The organism is Hahella sp. HN01 (genome assembly GCF_018986435.1).
Classification (GTDB): domain Bacteria; phylum Pseudomonadota; class Gammaproteobacteria; order Pseudomonadales; family Oleiphilaceae; genus Hahella.
The window spans coordinates 205,024-223,118 of sequence record NZ_JAHMIN010000003.1; the positions used below are offsets into that span (position 1 = coordinate 205,024).

Genomic DNA, 18,095 nt, shown 5'->3' on the forward strand with positions numbered 1-18,095 from the left:
CTCTACTCCATTATGGTTTCTGCTTCCAGGGGGTACACGCCATTCTCGTCGTGGGTCTCTTTGCCGTTAAGCGGCGGATTGAAGACACAGGCGACGGTCATTTCGCTAAAGGCGCGCAGCAGGTGTTTGTCGTGTTTATCCAACACGTAAAGGGTGCCGGGTTTGATGGCGTAGACTTCGCCATCGGCGACGGTTTCCACCTCGCCTTCACCGGAGATGCAATACACCGATTCCAGATGGTTCTGATAATGAATCGGCGTTTCCTTGTTGGCGTATAAGGTGGTGATATGGAAGGAAAAGCCCATGTTGTCGTCTTTCAACAGCATACGGACGCTTTCCCAGTTGTCCGCTTTCACTCTGCAATCGGATTGACGAGCTTGTTCCAGTGTTCTAACGATCATTGCAATTGACTCCTGCAATAAGTCTGAATTCGTGACGGATGTATAAAGGTATACCTGTGTACAAAGATAAAAGGCGCAAGAGGTCTATCAGCTGGCTTTGCTGATTTCATGGACCAATGCGTCTTCCACGCACTGCGCCAGCGTCGCCAGTCCCTCTTTGAGTTCCTGCTCTGAGATCACCAGCGGACACAGGCATTTCACTACCTGGGATTCGGAACCGCTGGTCTCGATGATCAGGCCTTTCTGGAACGCGCGCTTACAGATAGCGGCGGCCAGTTCTCCGTCGCGACAATTCAGCCCGCGCATCATGCCGCGGCCTCTCGCCTGCATGAGCGTCTTGCCGTGCTTATCGGCGATCTTGTTCAACTCGGTGCGCAGAACTTCGCTTTTGCGTTCGATCTCTGCGGCGAAGTCCGGGGTGGACCAGTAGTGACGAATCGCGGCGGCGGCGGTAATGAAGGCGTGGTTGTTGCCACGGAAAGTGCCGTTATGTTCGCCGGGTTTCCACTGGTCATACTCAGGCTTGATCAGGGTGACGGCGAAGGGAAGACCGAATCCACTGAGGGATTTCGACAACGTCACGATATCCGGTTTGATGCCGGCTTTTTCGAAACTGAAAAAGGTCCCCGTGCGTCCACAGCCTGCCTGGATGTCATCTACGATCAGCAGAATGCCGTGCTTGCGGCAGATCGCCTCAACATTGCGCAACCAGCGCTCACTGGCTACGTTCAGGCCGCCTTCGCCCTGCACCGTTTCCAGAATGACCGCCGCAGGCAGGTCCAGGCCGCTGCTGTTATCAGAGATCATCTTGTCGAGGAGTTTGCTGGTGTCCACGTCCTTGCCCAGATAGCCGTCGTAGGGTAGGTGTGTGACACTGTTCAACGGCACGCCCGCAGCATCGCGGTGGTGGCTGTTACCAGTGGCCGCCAGAGAGCCCAGAGTGACTCCGTGAAAGCCATTGGTAAAGGCCACAACATTGTGCCGTCCGGTAACGTTGCGGGCGACTTTGAGTGCGGCTTCCACGGCATTGGCGCCGGTGGGGCCAGTGAACTGAACCACATACTCCAGCTTACGTGGGGTCAGGATGCGCTCTTTGAATTCAGTCAGAAAACGCGCTTTGGCGTCGGTATGCATATCGAGACCGTGAGCGACGCCGTCCTGGCTGATGTATTCAAGCAACGCTTCTTTTAGCGCAGGGTTGTTATGGCCGTAGTTCAAAGTGCCGGCGCCAGCCAGAAAGTCGAGATGCTTCTCGCCGTCAACGTCATACAGATGAACGCCTTTGGCCTTGTTGAAAATTTTAGGAAATGAGCGGGCGTAACTTTGTACGCCGGATTCTACTTCTTGGAAAATATTCATGGTTTCTCCTTGTCGTAGCTGATGAATGTCAAGCATGGTGCGGTGAGCCCGCGACAGCGAAATGCTCCGCCGTCTGATTTAAATCCGGATGCACTCCCTTGCTCCGGATACAGGTCCTGAGACCGGATCGCTTAAGTCCGCGTCAATCGCGCAGACAGGATGGGTCGAACGGGCCTATCGTCAATAAAACTTCTTCTTCGTGATCGTCAGTAAACTGCGACGCATCGAACAGAGTGCGCCGTTGCATCTCCGCTCCCAATTCCTGGGCTAGTTTCTCGAACAGTTTCCAGGAGGCCTGGTTGCTGGGATTAATGGTCGTTTGCAGGTGCGATACGTTTCGACAGGCGTCCCGCGCAAGAATGGCGCGCAACATCTGTCCCGCCAGTCCTTTTCCGCGCATGGATCTATCAACCGCCACCTGCCAGATGAACAGGGTGTTGGCGTCTTCCGGCAGGAGGTATCCGGAAATAAATCCTCCTGGTTTTTGATTTTCACTTTCATCAACGCTTGTCGCTATGACGCAGGTATTCGCCCAATGCGTGCATTGCAGCAAGTTGCAGTAAACCGAATTTTCGTCCAGTGGGGGACAGCGTGAGATGAGTTGGTGAACGGAAGGGCCGTCTTCAGCGGTGGGCGCACGCAGAATAATCTCTGACTGACGCCTGTCTGGAATGTGCATAGCAGTAATTTCGTTTCTCATGGGGTGGAGGATTCTATACAGTTGATACTTAGAATACAAACTAAATATTTCTTGCGTGTTTCAGTCGTATCCACAAAATCGCGCTATTTTGCGGCACTTGTGGCGTGTAAATGTTAAAAATAAGTTACAGTAAGAAGTAATAATTTGAGAGGCCTGGATGCGTGTACGCCGGGTTCTATAAGCGTTACAGGCGGAGAGGTTGAAATATGACCAGGTCGGCGCGGAATGAAAATAACGTCAGGATATTGCGCTAAATTGCTCTAGGAGGAGGCGCAGCGCTGGAGTCTGGGAATTTGGAGTTGAAATGAATAAGTTGGGAGTAGAAATAAAAAGGGGCCGCCAAATTGAAGCCCCTTGTTAAGTTCAGATGTTTGAAATCTGCTCGAGTGCGCTTAGATGCTGTTAAGCAGTCTGCGGATGGTGACTTCTTGCTCTTCCAGGAAGCCTTTGGCGTCCTGTGTCGGGATGTATAGAGATTCCCAGCCGTATTTCAGTCTGACGGTTTTCCAGTCTGGAGACTTGTCCAGCGCGGCGAGCATGTCCGCATATTTGGTGACGGTTTTGTCCGGGGTGCCGGGAGCGACGAAGAAGCCGCGCCAGTTGGCGAGAACGACGTCCAGGCCTTGTTCTTTCATTGTCGGAATATCAAACCCTTCCAGACGCTCGGCGCTGGTGACGCCCAGTGCGCGCAGCTCGCCGGACTTGATCTGTTTTACGACTTCCCCCATGCCGGTCACCATCGCAAGGGCGTAACCGTTGGAGAATTTACGCATGGCGTCGCCGCCGCCGTCGCTGGCGGAGTAACGCAGCTTTTTAGAGGACATGTTGGCCGCTTCCAATACCGCCAGCGCGGTAATGTGGTCCAGGCTGCCTTTGGCGGAGCCGCCTACGATAGGCTTGCGCTTGCCAATTTCTTTGATGGCCGCCAGCAGGTCATTCATGTTTTGGTAGGGAGAGTCTTTGTTCACCACGACGACCTGATATTCAGCGATCAGCATGGCGACGGGCGTGACGTCCCGAAACGAGCGTTCGTAAACGCCCGACAGGCTGCGCAGAATCAGCGGCAGCGACTGCACCATCAGGGCGTCCTTATAATCTTTGGATGTCGCCAGCGCGTTCAATGCGCGTCCGCCGCCTTCACCGGAATAATTCACATACTTGGCGCCGCCGATGAGCCCCATTTTAGTGAGCGCTGCGCCGGTCTCTCTGGCGGTGGTGTCCCAGCCGCCGCCTTCGCCAGCGGGGATGAGAAACTTCTGCACGTCTGCATGAGCGGTCGGAGCCAGCGCCAGCGTAAGGGCGGCGGCTTGTAAAAACGTTTTCACATTCCTGAAAAATATTGGCATATGCGTCTACCTCCTGTGCTTGAAATTCTAGGTAAGATTTGAACTGGATTACAGGAGTAAGTCGCGCGGTGGCGAGTATTGTCCGTTACGCGTGTTTGCAACGTGCGGAAATACGCAGGGAGTGGAAGATTTTGAAGATACTGCTTTCATGGTCTGCTCCTGTTATTTTTATCGAGCATAACGTATAAGCGCCTGAGAAAAAACGAGATTTCTGTAAACACGAACTCGCTTTTTCGCCTGTTTTTTGATCAATAAAAAAGCAGGGGCGATGCTTCTTCCCGAATATAGAGAGCTAAGCTGTCACCAACCTGTCATGGAAACGCTCCCATTAATTTTTTGTGACAGGGTTTGCATTTCATTTTATAGCCCGCGGAGGTAGTCAGAGAGGGTGTTTTGGGCGCGAGACAGCTCATTGACGCCTTGCTCGGCGCGGGATACGCCGCTGCATAAACTGAAGCGAACCAGCCTGATTTTTAACCGCAGCCCGGGTGGACGCCGTTTACGTTTGCACAGGAGGTCGGCGGTGGGTTCAGCGGATCGGTAAACGCGACTTTGGTCGTGATCATTTTTCAGTGATGCGGCGATTGCGTTATTGACTGCGCCTTCGTCTGCGTCAATTTGCTCCAGCGCAATATCCGTCCCCTGGCGATAGTTAACCAGTGCGCGCAATAGTTGGCGTGCGCTGCATATCATGAGCTTCATATTCCATACTCCGCTGTATCTATCCCTGTCTTTCCGAGCATAACTTATGCCGTGTTTGCGCGTATGACCCGGGTCAATAACTTTCCGAGGGAGGCGTACTCTGGGGCGCTATATCGATAAAGGTGACTCTAACGCGGATTTAATACTGTGCCCGTGACTGGATATTCATTATTTTGCCGCGTATAGATGTAGTTCAGGCGTTTTCGCAAATGTGCAGTTTTGCATCGACGCGGCTGTCGGCGACGTCAGCATTTGAACGCGAAACTGTTAGAGGATTTTCACAATAATCATGTCAGGCCGGTGTCGCATTCGCCCGGTGTGACGGTAGGAGGTGGTTCGTGTCTTCATTGCCCAGCGCTGCGTTTGTAAATACGCATGGCGGCGCCAACAAATCTGGTGGCGCCAACAACTGTGGCGTCATAAACAGTCATGGCGTCGTAAATAGCCATGGCGCCAAGAGTTGCTTTATTTGCGGTCTGGCTGTGCAGCGCGTTGTGATAGGCGCGGCGACGTCATCGGAACTCACTTGCGATAACCCGGAATGTCGACGTCTGGCTGAGCGCCGGGCGGCCACCCCACCAGCCTTGTTTGACGCACAAGTGAAATTTCACCGTCAGCGGATGCAGGAAAGAAAAGTCATCGCAGAAGCTGAGCAACGGCGGATAGAAACGCAAAGCGCGGAGGAAGCGAAGCAGAATCAGGCGCTATACGCCCAGCTCGCCAAGTCGGAAGGCCTGGACCCCGAAGGCGCCCCGGTCACTATTCCCACTGCGCCGACCCGTCTCACTACGTTGCCGAAACATCGTATTCGGCAGTACCGCGATTTCCTGACGCAAATCATCAGTGAAGCCTGCATGCACGGCTTTAAGGATACGGACGACGATCTCGCCAGCCGCGCGCGCTCTAAAGCCAACAATAAGCCTTTGGAGCACTCTGAAACTCTGGCCAATATGAACATGCATCTGTGCACCATGTGCAAAGGTGGCTGTTGCACCAGTGGGCGTGAGCACGCTTATCTGTCGGCCAGCGTTATTCGGCGTTTTATGCGGGAAAATCCCGAGCTGCGACCTCGCCATGTGCTACAGCTTTATCTGGATAAACTATCCGGCAAGTCCATACGCGGCTCATGCATCAATCACACAAACAAAGGCTGCAGTCTCCCACGGGAAATGCGTTCGGATATCTGTAACGGCTACTTTTGCGATTCGCTGAAAAGCTTCAATCGCAAATATGCGCGAGAGACGCCGCCGTCGCAGATTATCGCCATCGCCAGGGCGCAGGATAACTGGAGTCGTTTTCACCCTGAGCAGAGCAATGACGTTGTCGCCATCGCTATAGTGTCCTCGGAAGAGGCGAAACTGCTTCCGCTGCCGGAAGGCCCACGCGAGTAAAGCGACGCATGGACGATTGAAGACTAGATCTCCAGTTGCGCCTCATCCAGATATTCCGGGGCTGAGGCGCGCCAGCCCAACTCATCCGCGATGCGTAAGCGTAACGTATCCGACGCCACGCTTTCGCCATGGGTGACATAAGTGTGGCGGGGAGGCTGCTTGAAGCCTCTTAACCAACTCAGAATCTCCGCATAGTCCGCGTGCGCGGAGAGGCTTTCCAGGTTGATCACCTCCGCTTTCACCGGGAAATATTCACCATGAATTTTGACTCTTTCTGCGCCATGGGTGAGGGCGTCTCCCCGTGTGCCCGGCGCCTGGAATCCGGCGAACACAATTGTGTTGCGATGGTCGGGTAACAGGGTCTTAAGGTGGTGCAGCACCCGACCGCCGCTGGCCATGCCGCTGGCTGACACGATGATGCAGGGAAACTTCTTGCGATTGAGTTCTATCGATTCCTCTACGGTGCGGACAAAGTGCGTGCCCTGGTCGATCAGGGCGCAGTCCTCCGCAGTAAGGCGGTGTTCTTTGTGGTAGTGGCAGAAAATCTCGGTGGCGCTTATCGCCATCGGGCTATTGAGGAATACTGGCAGGTCGGGGATGCTGTTGTCGGCCTTGAGTAACTGGATTAAGTAAAGCAGATGTTGGGCGCGGCCCACGGCGAAGGAGGGGATCAAAACGATGCCGCCGCGTTTGGCGGTAGCGTTGATCGCCTCGCTGAGCTGCGCGCGCACATCGACTTTGTCATGCAGACGGTCGCCGTATGTCGACTCCACCACCAGATAGTCCGCCGCCGCAATGGTTTCCGGCGGATACATGATGCGGTCTTCCTGCCGTCCCAGATCGCCGGAAAATACGATAGAGCCTTTGGCGCCGCTCAGTTGTACGCTACCTGCGCCCAGGATATGTCCGGCTCGATGTATTTCCGCAGTAACGCCGTGGATAGGGGAAAACTTCTCATGGAAGTCCACGGTTTCAAAATGCTTCAGTGCTTCCCAGGCGTCTTTCTCTGTGTACAAAGGTAATGCGGGGCTGTGCTTGGAAAATTTGCGCTTGTTGGCGTAACGGGCGTCTTCTTCTTGTAGAAAACCGGAGTCCGGCAGAAGTACCTTCGCCAGCGCGTAGGTGGCGGGAGTGCAAAAGACTTTGCCTTTGAAACCGTGTTTCATCAGTGCGGGGATGTAGCCGCTGTGATCCAGATGGGCGTGGCTGAGCACTACCGACTTGATTTCCGACGCTTTGGCGGGAAAGGGTTTCCAGTTGCGCTCACGCAGGGCTTTCACTCCCTGATACAGACCGCAATCCAGCAAAAATTTTCCGGAGCCCTCACTAAGTAAATACTTAGACCCTGTCACCGTACCCGCCGCGCCGAGAAATTTTAGATGCATTGTGAGACTCCCAGAGGAATTAAAGAAGCATTCCGTCTACTGTAATGGCGGAGTGAGCTTGGGTTTTTGACTTAACGCAGATAAGCCGTACTCGTGTTTATTACACTGGTCTTAGATGCGCCCTGATGTAGCCTGTTATTATCTTAGTCCATCGACAATGAAACAGTTGGCGGAGCCAGCGCGGACCTGTCGGGGCGAAGTTCGAACAATTTGCGGAAAACACTATGCAGCAACGCGAACTTAATTATTTATTTCTTAAGCGGATCGGCATTAACACCCATCAGGAACCGGTGGTGTATATGCGGCAGGATTGCCACGTATGTCGGTCGGAAGGCTTCAACGCGCACTCTCGGGTACGGGTGACCACTAACAAGCGCAGCATCATTGCGACGGTTAATCAGGTCACCGACGGCTGGTTGTCGCACCAGGAGGCGGGTTTGTCCGACGCCGCCTGGCGCCTGCTGGATGCGGAGGACGGCGAGGTGGCTTATTTCAGTCACACCAAAGCGGTGGACTCGATGAGCCATGTGCGCGGCAAACTGTATGGCGCCTCGCTGACTCAGGAAAGCGCTGACGAGGTGGTGAGAGATATCGCCGGCGGACTGTATTCAGACGTACAGTTGGCGGCGTTTGTCACCGCCTGCGCCGGTAGTCGTTTGAACCAGGATGAAGTGGCGGCGCTCACCAGCGCCATGGTGAAGGTGGGCCAGCGCATCGACTGGGGAACCTCGCCGATCATGGACAAGCATTGCGTCGGCGGTCTGCCGGGCAACCGCACCACGCCGATTGTGGTCGCCATTGTCACCGCCTGCGGCCTGCGCATGCCGAAGACATCTTCCCGCGCCATTACGTCGCCAGCGGGCACCGCCGACACCATGGAGACGATGGCGCCGGTGAACCTTTCTCTGGCGCAAATGAAGAAAGTGGTGGAGCAGGAAGGCGGCTGCATCGCCTGGGGCGGATCAGTGAGTCTGAGTCCGGCGGACGACGTGCTGATTCGCATCGAACGGGCGCTGGATCTGGATAGCGAAGGGCAGCTGGTGGCCTCGGTCATTTCCAAAAAAGTGGCGGCGGGCTCCACCCATGTGTTGATAGATATTCCTATCGGCATGACCGCCAAAGTGCGCAGCCCGGAATATGCGGAGCGTCTTGCCTCCCATATGCGTTATACCGGAGAGAAGCTGGGCATTCAGGTAGAGGCGATGTTCACTGACGGCGCGCAGCCGGTCGGCCGAGGCATTGGGCCGGCCCTGGAGGCGCGGGACATATTGGCGGTGCTGCGTAATCAGGCGGAAGCGCCGTCTGATTTGCGCGAACGGGCGTTGACGCTGGCCGGACGTTTGCTGGAGATAGGCGGCGTCGCCAGCCATGGCGCCGGCGTCGCTCGCGCCAGAGAAACACTGGAGTCCGGCGCAGCGTTAAACAAATTCATGGCTATTTGCGAAGCGCAGGGGGGATTCCATGAGCCAGCGCTGGCGCCGCACTGTTATGAAGCCACCGCCGATCGGGTTGGAGTGGTTTCCTTCGTAAATAACCGTTTCGTGTCCAAGTTGGCGAAACTTGCGGGAGCGCCCTCAAACCCGTCTGCGGGTGTGGACTTCCATGTTAAATTGGGGCAAAAGGTGAGGGTGGGAGACCCGCTGTTCAGCATCTATGCGGAAGCGCCTGGCGAACTGGCGTACGCACTGGACTTTTTGCGCGATCACCCCAATGAAATCCGTATAGAAGAGGAAAGTCTATAATGTTGCTTTACAACCTGGCGCCGGGGCATCCGGTGGCTGAGAGACTCGCCGCCGCCCCCGGGATGGACGTCGGTAACTACCAAATGCGACAGTTTCCCGATGGCGAAACCTATATTCGCATCGAAGGGGAAACACCGAGAAAGGCGATTGTGTGCGCTGATCTTTCCAACCCGGATCAGAAAATTCTGCCCGTTTTGTTATTCGCCGCCACCCTGAGGGATCTGGGCGTGGAGCATATCACCCTGGTGGCGCCTTATCTGCCCTACATGCGTCAGGATATTCGCTTTCATCCCGGCGAGGGCGTGACCTCGCGCTATTTCGCCCGCATGATTTCCGCCCACTTTGATCGCCTGCTGACGATTGACCCTCATCTGCATCGTTATCACTCACTGGACGATCTTTACACGATTCCCGCCCGCTCATTGGCGGCGGCGCCGGCGATTGCGGACTGGATTCGCACGCATCTGGACAAGCCGGTCATCGTCGGGCCGGACAGCGAAAGCGATCAGTGGGTCAGCCATGTGGCGGAGTTGGCGGGGTGTGACCGTCTGGTGTTCAGCAAAACCCGCCTGGGCGACAAAGACGTCATTATCGACGCCACGAATGCGGAGAAGTACCGGGAGTATTCGCCGGTGATGGTGGACGATATCATTTCCACCGGGCGCACTATGATTGAAGCCGCTGCGGAACTGGTGGCGGCGGGTCTGCATCGCCCTGTCTGCATTGGCGTACACGCCGTGTTCGCGGACGACGCTTATCACGCGATCCAGGCGGCGCCTATCGAACGGACGGTCAGTTGTAATACCGTGATTCACGCCACCAATGGCATTGATGTTGGCGAACTGTTGTTGCAGGCGCTACAGGAGCGCTGATCCGCCTGCGCTAGTCACATGCGGAAGCTGACGCCGTTGCCGCCGTTCATTTTTGCTTCGGCCAAAGCTTCCCGGGCGCGTTCCATCAAGTCCTGCGGCTCCCAGCCCTGGCTGGGAATGTCACTGGACAGGCCGATACTGATAGTGACGCTGAAGCGGGCTTCATCCACCTGTATCAAGGTGGCTTCCGTGCGTGAGCGAATCAGCTCCGCCAGTTGCAGGGCGCCCTCAGCGGAGCAATGCGCCAGCACCAGCACGTAACAATCCCCTTCATAGCGGAAAATGCTGTCTCCGGCGCGGCGCGCCATCGAACTGATCAACTTGGCGATAACCTGCAGACAGGTGTCGGCGGCGAATTGCCCGAACTGCTGATTAACTCTCTGAAAGCGATCGATATCTATAAATACCAGTGACAGCGCGGAGATAGAGCGGGAGCAGCGGCTCCACTCCTGCATCAGCACGCGTTCAAAACTGGCCTTGTTCTTCAACTGGGTGAGCTGATCGAACGTGGCGATTTCATTGAGCTGCTCATGAGCGACAGACAGCTTTTTCATCGCCTCATTGAGTTCTTCCGTGCGGATGGCGACGCGGCGCTCCAACTCGTCGTTGGCTTGCTGCTGCGCCATCAGCATTGACTGCTCCGCCTCCCGGGCGCTGCGTTCGCGATGCAGCGCCAGCTCGCGCATGGAGATGTGGCGACGGCGTTCAATATTGATGCGTTGCGCCAAAGCCAGGGAGAAAATCATCACTTCCAGGCAGGCGCCTATCTGTGGCATGAATCCAATAATCGTCAGATTCGGAATCAGCCCGATTTTCTCCAGAGAAATAGCGATATTGCCAAACAGGAAGACAGCCCAGGCTAAGGTGAAGTAGGCGGCGGTGGGCTCGCGGCGCGACCATTGCAGAAGGCCGATGACCAGCCAGGTTATCGACACCACCCCGGTGGCCAGCACGGCTATTTTGATGCCGGTGGCGTAACTGGCGGAGAACGCAAGCGCACAGCAGACCAGACCGAAAAAGGCGCAACTGATGCCGATGTACGGCAGGACTCCCCCGCGCACGTTGAGATTGAGAAATCGATAGCCGAACAATGAAGCGAAGGTGACGCTACAGCCTATGAAAAATACCAGACTGATCTGATTCCATTGCGGCGAATGCGGCCAGATAAATTGAAACGGCGTGCCATGCAGCGCCAGTTGCACAATCGCGATGGACACAACATAACCCACGTAATGGACGAAGGTCAGATCGCGGATAACGAATCCCAGGGCGAGATTGTAAGCGGCCATGGCCAGCATGATGCCGCTGAAGAGGAACTGGGCGGCGAGCTTCCACTGGTCCGCCTGTACAAAGGCGGTAGGAGACCAGAGATCCGCCGGTAATTCCAGCGCGCCCTGAGTGTCGATGCGGATATAAACCGTCGACTTGCTGTGCGGCTTGAATTTGAACGGGAAAATAAAGTTGCGGTGAAACACGGGGCGCTCGCTGAAATTGAGCGTGTCGCCGCTGTGATAGGCTTCGACGATTTTTTCTTCTTCCGTCAGATAGACCTTGATGTCGTCCAACACCGGATAACTGATTTCCAGCCAGCGCTCCACGGGTTCGGCGCCGGCGTTGGTGACGCTGAAGCGAAACCAGTGCGGCGATACATCGAGACCGAAGTTAGGATCGAAGCGGCTGTTTTGCCGCCATCCCATCGGGGCGGTTTTGCGCTCCAGAATATCCTGGATTTTAATTACCCCATGGGTTTCCGCCACCCACCAGAGATAAGGGGCGACCTCCAGACGTTCTTGGCGGGAAGTGAGTTGAATGGAGTTATAGGTCGAAGCAAAAGCCTGCGCGCACAGCAGGAATAATCCGCACATGGCTGCGCTGCGAAGAAGGGGTGAAGCCGCTCCATGCTGGCGGCGCTGGCGGGCGCATTGAATAAGCCCCCGAAAAGAGCGTATAAAGTTCACGATTTTGAAAAGTTCCCGCGCTCGATGGGTATTGTTGTCATTGTTCTTACAATTTATAGCCGATGTTATCGAATCCTGTAGAGCCGGAATACGGAAAGGGGAGACTTATCTTCATGAAAGCTGTGATATTGGATGCCGAAAGTCTGGGCGCGGACGTCAGTCTGGACTCATTAAAAGAACATGTGACCACCTTTGACAGCTACGCGGCGACCACCCCGGAGCAAGTGGCTGAACGCATTGCCGGCAAGGATATCGTTATTGTCAACAAAGTGGTTTTGAATGAAGCGCACATGGTTGGCAGCCCTGAATTAAAGCTGATCGCCGTCACCGCCACTGGTGTGAACAACATAGACATGGCGGCGGCGAAGAAGCATGGCGTGGAAGTCAGGAATGTCGCTCATTATGGAACCGCCACCATTGTTCAACATGTGTTCTCCATGGTGCTGGCGCTGTCGAATAACCTGCTGCGCTACACTGCCGCGGTGGAGCGGGGAGATTGGGGGCGAGCCCGACAATTTTGTCTGATGGATTACCCTATTCGCGAGCTAAGCGGCAAAGTATTCGGCGTTGTCGGATACGGCGACCTGGGGCGGGCCGCCGGCGCGGTGGCGCAAGCCTTCGGCATGGAAGTCAAAGTCGGCGCCCGTCCGGGAACTGAGCCTGGCGTCAGGGATGGCGTGAAATATCTGCCGATGGCGGAACTGTTGTCTCAGTCGGATGTGCTCAGTCTTCACTGCCTGTTGTCCGAAGATACGCGCAATATGATTGGCGCTGTGGAGTTGGCTTTGATGAAGTCTGACGCTCTGTTGATTAACACGGCTCGTGGCGGCCTGGTGGACGAGGCGGCGCTGGCGGATGCGCTGCGTAACGGTCGTCTTGGCGGCGCCGGGTTTGATGTGCTGACGGAAGAGCCGCCGGTTAATGGCAATCTATTATTGGCGCAGGATATTCCCAATCTGATTATTACGCCGCATTGCGCCTGGGCCAGTCGGGAAGCGAGACAACGACTGGTGGATAAAACGGGAGACAATATTGCGGCATTCGCCCATCGTGAAGAACGGCAAGTGCGTTTATAGCAAGTAGAGATACAGCTCTGGAAGGATACGTCGCAGCTTTATAAAAGTTGCGACGTCAGAAATCGCCAGCGCATTCCGGGCTAGCGACTTCAATCATTCTGATTAGCGGTAAATAGTACGTCCTTATTGTTATTACGCTGTTGCGCGACGCTTAGGGCCGGCAATATAACTGGCGTTAATTATGCGACCAGCCAGCTTTCAACTTTCTCTTTACCGAACTTTTGTTTCCACTCGTTCAGCAACTTGTGATTGCCGCCTCTGGTTTCAACAACTTCACCGGTTTTTGGGTTTTTATACACTTTTAAAGGACGGCTGCCACGACGCTTGTCTTGCTTCGGCGAAGTCTTTTCTTTGCCGTACATCTTCAATACATCGTCCAAGTTGACGTCGTATTTGGCCATCAGATCTTCAAGCTTCTTTTTAAACTCCAGCTCTTTCTTAAGGCCTTCGTCTTTTTCCAGGCTTTCGATCCTTTTTTGCAGCGCCTCAAGCTCAGCTTTTGCGGAATTATAAGCGTTTAGTTTTTTCATTCTTATCTCCTCTGGTTAATGCAACAACGGCGTTCTGGTTTTTATAGTCGTTAACAGTTTAAATTTCCAGAAAATTATAAGAAATATTATTATCGAATGTTAATAAGAGGCAAATAACTTTCGTCGTAAATATTAAAAGTACATGACCACTGTCTCATTCTTTCGTCGCAAAGCGCTGCTGTCGGGGCTCTGATTTTCATGTTCAGGTGGTTTTAAATTAGAGTGATCTCTCTATTGTGGCGCTAAAAAAATCCAGGCGTGGCATTAGGTTAGAGGCGTCATTGTGTCGGATGATAGCGCAGGTGGCGAAGGACGGTGTGCGCAGATAATCTCTGAGATTTATATGGACTGTATTGTTGAGAGAAGCCTTCAGTGAGATTTCAAATTTATGTAGGGGCGTTGCAATACGCCATTTACACCGGGCGTCAGCTTACGTAGAAAAAGGCGAATTGGATTAATCTATCCAAGTTGAAAACCGGAAAGCTTGTTTCCCCCAATATCTTGATCCTGAATCCAACCAGCATACCGCTGAAGACTGCTTCTGATATAGAAGGAACCGTATATGTAGCAGAACTGGAGCTTGTAAAAAACGCAATACGGTAATGCTCAAGGAACCTCAGGCGTTCGCTGTTGGCCTGTGGTAAAGTTCCCATTTGAAGCAATTCGAGTTGAGATGGCGGATATATGTGGCTGCAGAAAGAAATACGCTTGAAGCCCAGACAACGGGGATTTCATTTGATCACTGATGAAGTTACGCGAGAACTTCCAGAACTCAAGACATTCAGAGTTGGGATGATGCAGCTCTTTATAAAGCATACATCCGCGTCATTGACGATAAATGAAAATGCGGACCCAACCGTTCGCCAGGACTTTGAAAGCTACTTCAATCACGCAGTTCCAGAAAATGAACCCTATTACCGTCATCTCGATGAAGGTTCCGATGATATGCCGGCTCATCTTAAATCCAGCCTGTTGGGGTGCAGCGTTAGTTTGCCGATCACCGATGGACGTTTTAATCTCGGAACATGGCAAGGTATATATCTATGTGAACACCGTAATCATGGCGGAGTGAGGAAAGTGGTGGCGACTATTTGGGGCGAATAGAGCGTAATAGACAATAGTCGCTCTATTAAGTGCGCCTGCTTTATATAACGGCCGTATCCTTCATGTCAGAAAGTCTGTGTCTCCGCTTTGGCTTTCACGAAATCAATGAAAGCCCTGATTCGCGTCGGCATCTGTAAACCATAGTTATGAACAATCCATAGCGGAGCTTTCAATGTCATGCCTTCCGGCGTCAGGCGAGTCAGTCGTCCGCTTTTTAATTCCTCCTCAATAGCCAGCCTGGGCAGGCAGGCGACGCCGAGTCCGGCCAGCGTCATCATGCGAATAGTGGGAACGCTGTCGCCGACCCGAGTGGAGCGGAAACGATAAGTCAGGTTCTGTTCTTTACCGACAAAGAATCTGCGCTCTACATTGACGCCCTCCCATTGATTGGCGATGTAGTCGAAATTTTGAAACTCCATTGACGCAATTGGAGGAGATATCCGTTGGCGTTGCATATACGCCGGCGCGCAGCATAGCACTTGCTCCAGTTCGCCGATTTTTACGGCTCTGGCGCTGGAGTCGGGTAATTCGCCGACAGTCACTGACAAGTCGATATATTTCTCGATCAGGTTGAGGCGCATATCGCTGGCCAGCAAATGGGGCTCGATGCGCGGATGGCGTTGCATGAACTCGCACATGGCGGGCCCAATTAAGTGAGTCATAAGAGTGTGGGGCGACGTAACGGTGATCACTCCCGCAAGGTCCGCGCTGGATTCGCGCACTTCTTCCTCGGCGAGGGACATCAGCTTTTTCATTTCCAGGCAGCGTTGGTAGAAGCGCTTTCCCGCCTCCGTAAGAGACTGCCTGCGGGTGGTTCGGGTCAGTAGTTTGACGCCCAGATGTTGCTCCAATCCCAGCAGGTGGTGACTGATCACAGATTTTGAAACATCCAGTTGCTCAGCGGCTTTGGTGATGGAGCCGGATTCAACAATTTGAGCGAAGACCTGCATGCGGTGAAATTCTGTTTTCATGACTTAATTGTTCTTTTTTATAAGACTATCTTTGAAATATTAGTTTATTTATCGATTTTATAAAGTAATTAAACTTTTCTCCCAACCAGTGTGAGTGCATAAAACGAGGAGAAAAAAGTGGCGATATTAGTGCAGTTTGAATTGCGGCCGGCAGACGGAAATGCCCGGAAGGTAAAGGACTTCTTTGCAGAGATTCTTCCCGCCACGCGTACGTTTGCAGGTAATCTGTCCACGCATCTGTATGAAAAAGATCAGACTCAGACTACGTTGATTCTATTGGAGGAGTGGACGCACCCAGAACGTTTTGACGCCTACATTTTGTGGCGTAAGGACATCGGCGACTTTGGCCGTCTGAACGCCATGCTGACGGAATCCCCCGCCATAACCATGCTGACGAGGGAAGTCTGATGAACATTATCTGGAGCCCGGATTCGGTTCCTCCTCCCGCCGCCAACTATCACCAGTGCGCAGTGGTTCCCCGAGGCTCGACGCATCTGCATATCGCGGGGCAGCTGGGCATTGACGCAAAGGGAGAGGTCCCTGAGAGCGCGGAGGAGCAGATTGTGTTGGCGTGGCGAAATCTGCGGGGTGTTTTGCAGGCCAACCACATGGATATGGAGGATCTGGTGAGCGTGAGACTCTACCTGATCCGCCGCGAGGACCTGGCGGACTATCAGAAGGCCAAGCAAAGACTGCCTTTCGATGTTGGCGGTTTACCGACCACCCTGTTGTTTGTGCAAGGGTTGTTCGATGAACGTTGGCGGGTGGAAATCGAAGCGGAGGCTGCGAAACAGTTTTAATCCGGCCGTTTCATCCGCAACTGTGATTTGAAAATTGGGCGCTACCAGAAAGCGCCCTTTTCCTGTTTTAGCCTGCGCCACACAACCTTATCCCATCCCTATCACGTCGCGAACATCCTGGCATTGAAAGCAGGACATTTGGCGTACATACGAACCAGCTCATTGATATACAATGTTTTTACCGGGCTTTTCCGACAAGCCTTTCAAGACGTCCATTTTTATGTCATACGTACGCCATGCAATGGCGAGCGGCGCCTGCATGGCGGCGTGCGCGGGGCGGCGGCTACAATTTGGAGAGAACAAACACAGGATGGCTGCTTTTGAACAACCTGATATGTCTGAATTCGGCGCAAAATGAGAACAACTATGAGTAAAGCGACGATAGAAACCTGGGTGTCGCGATTGGATCGCTGGCTTTGGGAAAATGAAACCGGCGGCGCCGCAGGCGGCATGATGCGAGTGTTGTGGCACAGTGCGCGCGTCTTGTTTGCGGTGGTGCGCGATGTGTTATTCGGCCATATCACGCTGCACGCCATGGGACTGGTGTACACGACGTTGCTCTCCATTGTGCCGTTGCTGGCGCTGAGCTTTTCCGTATTGAAAGGATTTGGCGTCCATAATCAGCTGGAGCCGTTGCTGGAGAATGTTTTCCAGGCGTTTGGGGAAAAAGGCCCGGAACTGGTGCAGAACGTGCTCGCGTTCGTCGATAACGTCAAAGTCGGCGTGCTGGGGTCGGTAGGCCTGGGGTTGTTGATCTACACGGTCATCTCTCTGGTGCAGAAAGTGGAGCGTTCCTTTAACGAAATCTGGCGAGTGTCGCAGATCCGCTCTTTGGCGCAGCGCTTCAGTTCTTACCTCAGCGTCATCGTCGTCGGTCCGTTGCTGGCGTTTTCCGCCATGGGCGCCACGGCGACTTTGGTGGGCACGGACGTGGCGCAAACCGTCCTGAGCATCGAACCTTTTGGGCGTTTGTTCTCTCTCGCCACCCGGATGGCGCCTTATGTCATCATCGTGGCGCTGTTCACTTTTATGTACCGCTTTATCCCCAATACCAAAGTGCGCACCCGGTATGCGTTTATTGGTGGGTTAGGCGCGGGGATCGCCTGGCAGACGACGGGCTATGTGTTCGCCAAGTTTGTGGTCGGCACCTCCAACTATGAAGCGATCTACTCGGGATTTGCGGTGGGCATTCTGGTCCTGATCTGGCTGTACATCTCCTGGCTGATCCTGTTGATGGGGGCGGCGGTGGCGTTTTACGCCCAGCATTCTCATCAGATTACCCGGCAGCGCAGGGTGCGTCCCTGTGCGGTGATTGACGAGCGTACGGGACTGGCGCTGGTTTATAAGGTGGCGAAAAAGTTCGATCAGCAGGGAGGAGGCGAGAGCATCTCTGACCTGGAGGACACCTTATCGGTAGGCCCTGAGACTATTCAGCGCATCATCGACAAACTGTTGAAGAAGGGCGTATTGGCCATTATGGGAGACGAAGCGGATTCTCTGATTCCCGCCCGGCCTTTGGACCGCATTACCCTGGCGGAATTGATGCACGTGCTGCGTTCGCCGGAGCACAGTCTGCCTGCTTCACTCTATTCGGATAAGTCCGTGGACGCTATCGCCAAGGGCGTGACGGCGGCGATGGAAGCATCGCTTGGACAGATGACCCTGGCGTCCTGGGTGCGGGGAGAGGAAACTGTCGTCAGAGAGGCGACGCCGCCGGAGAGAGCGGCGAGTTAAGCCAGGGCGCGTTAGCGCCCTTTA

General features: G+C 54.1%; 17 protein-coding genes. 8 read left to right on the forward strand and 9 right to left on the reverse strand.

Annotation, left to right across the window (positions count from 1 at the left end; translation table 11 throughout):
• Positions 1 to 2 precede the first annotated feature (2 nt).
• The 5 genes from KP814_RS04665 to KP814_RS04685 all read right to left on the reverse strand — a co-directional run bounded on the left by KP814_RS04665 (position 3) and on the right by KP814_RS04685 (position 4,508).
• Positions 3 to 401 (reverse strand): ectoine synthase, encoded by a 399-nt coding sequence (locus KP814_RS04665; RefSeq protein WP_216735653.1) that lies wholly within the window; start codon positions 399 to 401, stop codon positions 3 to 5.
• Between the two features lie 87 nt (positions 402 to 488).
• Positions 489 to 1,760, reverse strand: coding sequence for a diaminobutyrate--2-oxoglutarate transaminase (ectB, locus tag KP814_RS04670; RefSeq protein ID WP_216735654.1), 1,272 nt, complete (start codon positions 1,758 to 1,760; stop codon positions 489 to 491).
• 142 nt (positions 1,761 to 1,902) lie between these two features.
• The gene (gene ectA / locus KP814_RS04675; protein WP_216735655.1) at positions 1,903 to 2,460 is read right to left on the reverse strand and encodes a diaminobutyrate acetyltransferase; all 558 of its coding nucleotides are present in this window, start codon (positions 2,458 to 2,460) and stop codon (positions 1,903 to 1,905) included.
• Positions 2,461 to 2,852: 392 nt separating this feature from the next.
• Positions 2,853 to 3,806, reverse strand: a complete 954-nt coding sequence (locus tag KP814_RS04680; protein ID WP_216735656.1) for a tripartite tricarboxylate transporter substrate binding protein — start codon at positions 3,804 to 3,806, stop codon at positions 2,853 to 2,855.
• Between the two features lie 360 nt (positions 3,807 to 4,166).
• Positions 4,167 to 4,508 (reverse strand): hypothetical protein, encoded by a 342-nt coding sequence (locus tag KP814_RS04685; protein ID WP_216735657.1) that lies wholly within the window; start codon positions 4,506 to 4,508, stop codon positions 4,167 to 4,169.
• Between the two features lie 338 nt (positions 4,509 to 4,846).
• Between KP814_RS04685 and KP814_RS04690 the strand changes: the two genes are divergently transcribed.
• Positions 4,847 to 5,899 carry a hypothetical protein gene (locus KP814_RS04690; protein ID WP_216735658.1) on the forward strand — a complete coding sequence of 351 codons (1,053 nt, stop codon included), beginning with the start codon at positions 4,847 to 4,849 and terminating at the stop codon, positions 5,897 to 5,899.
• Between the two features lie 23 nt (positions 5,900 to 5,922).
• On the opposite strand, the gene KP814_RS04695 is transcribed toward KP814_RS04690, so the two are convergent.
• The gene (locus KP814_RS04695) at positions 5,923 to 7,284 is read right to left on the reverse strand and encodes an MBL fold metallo-hydrolase RNA specificity domain-containing protein (protein WP_216735659.1); all 1,362 of its coding nucleotides are present in this window, start codon (positions 7,282 to 7,284) and stop codon (positions 5,923 to 5,925) included.
• A gap of 224 nt (positions 7,285 to 7,508) precedes the next feature.
• On the opposite strand from KP814_RS04695, the gene KP814_RS04700 reads away from it, so the two are divergent.
• Together KP814_RS04700 and KP814_RS04705 are read left to right on the forward strand one after the other, a co-directional pair.
• Positions 7,509 to 9,026, forward strand: a complete 1,518-nt coding sequence (locus tag KP814_RS04700; RefSeq protein WP_216735660.1) for a thymidine phosphorylase family protein — start codon at positions 7,509 to 7,511, stop codon at positions 9,024 to 9,026.
• Complete coding sequence (locus KP814_RS04705; protein ID WP_216735661.1) at positions 9,026 to 9,898, forward strand: ribose-phosphate pyrophosphokinase; 873 nt, start codon at positions 9,026 to 9,028, stop codon at positions 9,896 to 9,898. Before KP814_RS04700 ends, KP814_RS04705 begins: the two co-directional genes overlap by 1 nt.
• A gap of 14 nt (positions 9,899 to 9,912) precedes the next feature.
• On the opposite strand, the gene KP814_RS04710 is transcribed toward KP814_RS04705, so the two are convergent.
• A complete protein-coding gene (locus KP814_RS04710; RefSeq protein ID WP_216735662.1) occupies positions 9,913 to 11,763 on the reverse strand; it encodes a 7TM diverse intracellular signaling domain-containing protein in 1,851 nt (616 codons plus the stop codon).
• A gap of 206 nt (positions 11,764 to 11,969) precedes the next feature.
• Between KP814_RS04710 and KP814_RS04715 the strand changes: the two genes are divergently transcribed.
• Entirely contained in the window at positions 11,970 to 12,932 is a 963-nt protein-coding gene (locus tag KP814_RS04715; RefSeq protein WP_216735663.1) for a D-2-hydroxyacid dehydrogenase, read from the forward strand.
• Between the two features lie 179 nt (positions 12,933 to 13,111).
• Here KP814_RS04715 and KP814_RS04720 read toward each other — a convergent pair whose 3' ends face one another.
• Positions 13,112 to 13,462 (reverse strand): histone-like nucleoid-structuring protein, MvaT/MvaU family, encoded by a 351-nt coding sequence (locus tag KP814_RS04720; protein WP_127972969.1) that lies wholly within the window; start codon positions 13,460 to 13,462, stop codon positions 13,112 to 13,114.
• Positions 13,463 to 14,146: 684 nt separating this feature from the next.
• Between KP814_RS04720 and KP814_RS04725 the strand changes: the two genes are divergently transcribed.
• Positions 14,147 to 14,566, forward strand: coding sequence for a secondary thiamine-phosphate synthase enzyme YjbQ (locus tag KP814_RS04725; protein WP_216735664.1), 420 nt, complete (start codon positions 14,147 to 14,149; stop codon positions 14,564 to 14,566).
• A gap of 65 nt (positions 14,567 to 14,631) precedes the next feature.
• On the opposite strand, the gene KP814_RS04730 is transcribed toward KP814_RS04725, so the two are convergent.
• Positions 14,632 to 15,537: a LysR family transcriptional regulator gene (locus tag KP814_RS04730; protein WP_216735665.1), complete on the reverse strand. Its 906-nt coding sequence runs from the start codon at positions 15,535 to 15,537 to the stop codon at positions 14,632 to 14,634.
• A 117-nt stretch (positions 15,538 to 15,654) separates the two neighbouring features.
• On the opposite strand from KP814_RS04730, the gene KP814_RS04735 reads away from it, so the two are divergent.
• The 3 genes from KP814_RS04735 to KP814_RS04745 all read left to right on the forward strand — a co-directional run bounded on the left by KP814_RS04735 (position 15,655) and on the right by KP814_RS04745 (position 18,071).
• Positions 15,655 to 15,945 carry an antibiotic biosynthesis monooxygenase family protein gene (locus tag KP814_RS04735; RefSeq protein ID WP_216735666.1) on the forward strand — a complete coding sequence of 97 codons (291 nt, stop codon included), beginning with the start codon at positions 15,655 to 15,657 and terminating at the stop codon, positions 15,943 to 15,945.
• On the forward strand, positions 15,945 to 16,337 hold the full coding sequence (locus tag KP814_RS04740) for a RidA family protein (RefSeq protein ID WP_216735667.1): 393 nt from the start codon (positions 15,945 to 15,947) through the stop codon (positions 16,335 to 16,337). Before KP814_RS04735 ends, KP814_RS04740 begins: the two co-directional genes overlap by 1 nt.
• Before the next feature lie 366 nt (positions 16,338 to 16,703).
• On the forward strand, positions 16,704 to 18,071 hold the full coding sequence (locus tag KP814_RS04745) for a YihY/virulence factor BrkB family protein (RefSeq protein ID WP_216735668.1): 1,368 nt from the start codon (positions 16,704 to 16,706) through the stop codon (positions 18,069 to 18,071).
• The last annotated feature ends 24 nt before the right edge of the window (positions 18,072 to 18,095 follow it).

Excerpts from the sequence above, each read along its gene's own strand:
- KP814_RS04665 (WP_216735653.1), bottom strand. The coding sequence starts at position 401 with ATGATCGTTAGAACACTGGAACAAGCTCGTCAATCCGATTGCAGAGTG.
- ectB (WP_216735654.1), bottom strand. The coding sequence starts at position 1,760 with ATGAATATTTTCCAAGAAGTAGAATCCGGCGTACAAAGTTACGCCCGC.
- ectA (WP_216735655.1), bottom strand. The coding sequence starts at position 2,460 with ATGAGAAACGAAATTACTGCTATGCACATTCCAGACAGGCGTCAGTCA.
- KP814_RS04680 (WP_216735656.1), bottom strand. The coding sequence starts at position 3,806 with ATGCCAATATTTTTCAGGAATGTGAAAACGTTTTTACAAGCCGCCGCC.
- KP814_RS04685 (WP_216735657.1), bottom strand. The coding sequence starts at position 4,508 with ATGAAGCTCATGATATGCAGCGCACGCCAACTATTGCGCGCACTGGTT.
- KP814_RS04695 (WP_216735659.1), bottom strand. The coding sequence starts at position 7,284 with ATGCATCTAAAATTTCTCGGCGCGGCGGGTACGGTGACAGGGTCTAAG.
- KP814_RS04700 (WP_216735660.1), top strand. The coding sequence starts at position 7,509 with ATGCAGCAACGCGAACTTAATTATTTATTTCTTAAGCGGATCGGCATT.
- KP814_RS04705 (WP_216735661.1), top strand. The coding sequence starts at position 9,026 with ATGTTGCTTTACAACCTGGCGCCGGGGCATCCGGTGGCTGAGAGACTC.
- KP814_RS04710 (WP_216735662.1), bottom strand. The coding sequence starts at position 11,763 with ATGTGCGGATTATTCCTGCTGTGCGCGCAGGCTTTTGCTTCGACCTAT.
- KP814_RS04715 (WP_216735663.1), top strand. The coding sequence starts at position 11,970 with ATGAAAGCTGTGATATTGGATGCCGAAAGTCTGGGCGCGGACGTCAGT.
- KP814_RS04720 (WP_127972969.1), bottom strand. The coding sequence starts at position 13,462 with ATGAAAAAACTAAACGCTTATAATTCCGCAAAAGCTGAGCTTGAGGCG.
- KP814_RS04725 (WP_216735664.1), top strand. The coding sequence starts at position 14,147 with ATGTGGCTGCAGAAAGAAATACGCTTGAAGCCCAGACAACGGGGATTT.
- KP814_RS04730 (WP_216735665.1), bottom strand. The coding sequence starts at position 15,537 with ATGAAAACAGAATTTCACCGCATGCAGGTCTTCGCTCAAATTGTTGAA.
- KP814_RS04740 (WP_216735667.1), top strand. The coding sequence starts at position 15,945 with ATGAACATTATCTGGAGCCCGGATTCGGTTCCTCCTCCCGCCGCCAAC.
- KP814_RS04745 (WP_216735668.1), top strand. The coding sequence starts at position 16,704 with ATGAGTAAAGCGACGATAGAAACCTGGGTGTCGCGATTGGATCGCTGG.